The sequence below is a fragment of the Actinomycetospora sp. genome (assembly GCF_036497585.1).
Taxonomy (GTDB): Bacteria; Actinomycetota; Actinomycetes; order Mycobacteriales; family Pseudonocardiaceae; genus Actinomycetospora.
In genome coordinates this window covers 1-3804 of sequence record NZ_DASXJD010000024.1, presented here as the reverse complement: position 1 = coordinate 3804, position 3804 = coordinate 1, and the positions used below count along the sequence as shown (strand labels likewise).

At 75.0% G+C, this 3804-nt stretch carries 1 protein-coding gene; it reads right to left on the bottom strand.

All coding sequences use genetic code 11. The annotated features are described in order from the left end of the window. A partial coding sequence (locus tag VGH76_RS02315) for an Lhr family ATP-dependent helicase (RefSeq protein WP_414637653.1) occupies window positions 1-3790 on the bottom strand: 3790 nt, incomplete at its 3' end. Window positions 3791-3804 lie beyond the last annotated feature (14 nt).

Here is a 3804-nt window from a genome sequence, read left to right as displayed (position 1 = left end):
CCGCCACGAGGTCGTCGTCGTCGGCCGGGTGGCCGTCGAGCACCGCGGCGACCCGGTCGCTGAGCATGCGGAAGAACATGCCGCCGCCCCCGGCGAGGGCGGTAAGCACCGCGCCGTGCAGCGGGGTCATGGTCAGCTCGGTCGGCTCGGGCAGCAGCAGGGGCGCGGACTCGGCGGGTGCGAGCACGAGCCAGCCGTCTCCGCTGCCCACGCTGCCCGCGCCGGCCCAGACGACCTCGCCGGCCGCGGTGAGCTCGTCGAGCAGCGCGGGAGAGTAGCCGGGCACCCGCCCGGGCAGCACGAGCGTCTCAAGCGCGGACGCGGGCACGGGCGCGCCCGCCAGCCGCTCGACCGCCTCAAGGACTGCGCCCGCGCTCGCCCGCCGGGACCGGCCGGACCCGATGCCGTGCCAGGCGGGCAGGAACCGGCCGAGCACCACGGACGGCACCGGCTCGGCTTCCTTGCGCAGCCGGGCCAGGCAGCGGCGCCGCAGCATGCGCAGCACCCCGCTGTCGCACCACTGCGTGCCGTGCGCCCCGGCGAGAAACTCGCCTTCGGCGACCCGCCCGTCGGCGGCCAGCCGCCGCAGCGACATCCCGACCACGGCGACCCCGAGACCGTACCGCTCCGCGAGCACGACGGCCGTGAACGGGCCATGCGTCCGCGCCCACCGCGCCACCAGGTCACCGAGCGGATCGGGGAGCGGTTCGGTAAACGCCTCGGGGATGCCGACGGGCAGCGCCACCCCGAGCGCGTCCCGCAGCCGCCCGGCGTCCTCGATCGCCGCCCACATCGGCTGCCCCGCGACCCGCACCTCGATGGCCCGCCGCGCGGCCGCCAGCCCGGCCAGCCAGCCCGCCGCCTGCCCCGGCTCGGTGCACCGCGCCGCGACCTCGTCCGCGCTCAGCGGCCCCGACGTGCGCAGCAGGTCGGCCACCGCCTCCGCGTCCCTGCACCGGCGGTTTTCCGACAGGTGCTGCAGATCGGCCTCGGTCTCCGCCACGACGGCGGGGTCGAGCAGCTCCCGCAGGCCCTCGGTGCCGAGCAGCTCGGCGAGCAGCGCCGGGTCGAGCGCGAGCGCCTGCGCGCGCCGCTCGGCGAGCGGCGCGTCGCCCTCGTACATGAACGCGCCGACGTACCGGAAGAGCAGGTTCCGCCCGAAGGGGCTTGGCGTGACGGTCTCCACCTCCACGAGGCGGATGCGGCGCGCGGCGAGGTCGCGGAGCACCTCCGTGAGCGCGGGGACGTCGAACACGTCCTGCAGGCACTCCCTGACGGTCTCGAGCGTGATCGGGAAGCCGGGGAACTGGGCCGCGATCTCCAGCAGCTGCGCGCTGCGCTGCCGCTGCTGCCACAGGGGAGTGCGCCGTCCCGGCTGCCTGCGGGGTAGCAGCAGCGCCCGCGCGGCGCACTCGCGGAACCGGGAGGCGAACAGCGCGGACCCGCCGACCTCGGCAGTGATGATGTCGCCGATCTCCTCGGGGTCAAGCAGCGCGATGCCCGCGGGCGGCGGCTCGTCGGAGTCGGGCACCCGGATAATGATTCCGTCGTCGGTGTGCAGCGCCTGCACGTCCATCCCGCCGTAGCGCTCGCGGAGCCGCGCCGTGATGGCCAGGGCCCACGGCGCGTGCACCCGGTCGCCGTACGGGGAGTGCAGCACGACCCGCCAGTCGCCGAGTTCGTCGCGGAACCGCTCCACGACCAGCGTCCGGTCGTCGGGCACGTGCCCGGTCGCGGCCCGCTGATCGGACAGGTACGACACGAGGTTGCCCGCCGCGAGCGGGTCGAGCCCGCTCGCGGTCAGCGACGCGACCGCCGCCTCATCGGGCAGCGCGGCCAACTCCCGCACCTTGGCGCCGAGCGCCTTGCCGAGCTCGGCGGGCCGCCCCGGTGTGTCGCCGTGCCAGAACGGCAGCTTGCCCGGCTGGCCCGGCGCGGGCAGCACGAGCACCCGGTCGGGCGTGATGTCTTCGATCCGCCACGACGAGGCGCCGAGCACGAACACGTCGCCGACCCGCGACTCGTACACCATCTCCTCGTCGAGTTCGCCGACCCGCCGCGGCGCCCGGGCGGACTCTTCCGCGGCGGGCAGGAACACACCGAAGTACCCCCGGTCGGGGATCGTCCCCCCACTGGTCACGGCGAGCTTCTGCGCGCCGGGCCGCCCGTGCACCACCCCGGCCACCCGGTCCCACACGATCCGCGGCTTGAGCCCGGCGAACTCCTCGCCCGGGTAGCGCCCGGCCAGCATGTCGAGGACCGCTTCAAGCACCGACCTGGTTAGCGTGGCGAACGGCGCTGACCGCCGGATCACCGCCTCGAGCTCGTCGACCACCCAGTCGTCGAGCGCGGTCATCGCGACGATCTGCTGGGCGAGGACGTCGAGCGGGTTGCGCGGGATGCGCAGCTCCTCGATCGCGCCGGCCTGCATCCGGTCGGCGACCACGGCCGCCTGCACCAGGTCAGCGGCGTACTTGGGGAAGATCACGCCCCGCGACACGTCGCCGACCCGCGACTCGTAGACCATCTCCTCGTCCAGCTCGCCCACCCGGCGCGGCGCGCGGGACTCGGCGGCGGCGGGCAGGAAAACGCCGAAGTACCCGCGGTCGGGGATCGTCCCGCCGCTGGTCACCGCGAGCTTCTGCGCCCCCGGCCGCCCGTGGATCACCCCGGCGACCCGGTCCCAGACGATGCGCGGCCGCAGCCCGGCGAACTCCTCGCCCGGGTAGCGCCCGGCCAGCATGTCGAGCACCGCCTCGAGCACGGCCCGGGTCAGCGTGGCGAACGGCGCGCAGCGCCGGATCGTGGCCTCGAGGTCGTCCACGGCCCAGTCGTCCATCGCGGTCATCGCGACGATGTGCTGGGCCAGCACGTCGAGCGGGTTGCGCGGGATACGCAGCTCCTCGATCGCCCCGGTCTGCATCCGGTCGGCCACCACGGCCGCCTGGACCAGGTCGGCGGCGTACTTGGGGAAGAACACGCCCCGGGACACGTCGCCCACGTTGTGCCCGGCCCGGCCGACCCGCTGCAGCCCGCTGGCCACCGACGGCGGCGACTCGACCTGGATGACCAGGTCGACCGCGCCCATGTCGATGCCGAGCTCGAGGCTCGAGGTGGCCACGACGGCCGGGAGACGCCCGGCCTTGAGCGCCTCCTCGATATCGCTCCGCTCCTGACGGGACACCGACCCGTGGTGCGCCCGCGCGATGACGACGTCCTCGGCGTCGTCGGGGACCTCTCCCGGCGTTCCGCCGGCCGCGACGAAGGCCCGTTCCGAGGCCAGCTCGTTGAGGCGGCCGCACAGCCGCTCGGCCAGCCGCCGCGAGTTGGCGAACACGATCGTCGAGCGGTGCGACTGGATGAGGTCGAGGACCCGTTCCTCCACGTGCGGCCAGATCGACCGGCGTACCACCGGGTCATCGTCGCCGCCCGCGCCGCCCGGGGCCATCGGCTGGTCGGACAGGTCGCGCATGTCCTCGACCGGCACCACGACCTCGAGTTCGAGCTGCTTGGTGCTGGCCGGCGCGACGATCGTCACCGGCCGGGCCCCGCCGAGGAAGGAGGCGACCTCGGACGGCGGGCGCACGGTGGCCGACAGCCCGACCCGCTGCGCCCGCCTGGCGCCGCCCCCGGAGGCAGCACCGTCACCGGAGGCGCCGCGCAGTGCGTCGAGCCGTTCGAGGGACAGGGCCAGGTGCGCGCCCCGCTTGGTCCCGGCTACCGCGTGGATCTCGTCGACGATGACCGTCTGCACGCCGCGCAGCGTGTCCCGGGCCTGCGAGGTGAGGATGAGGAAGAGCGACT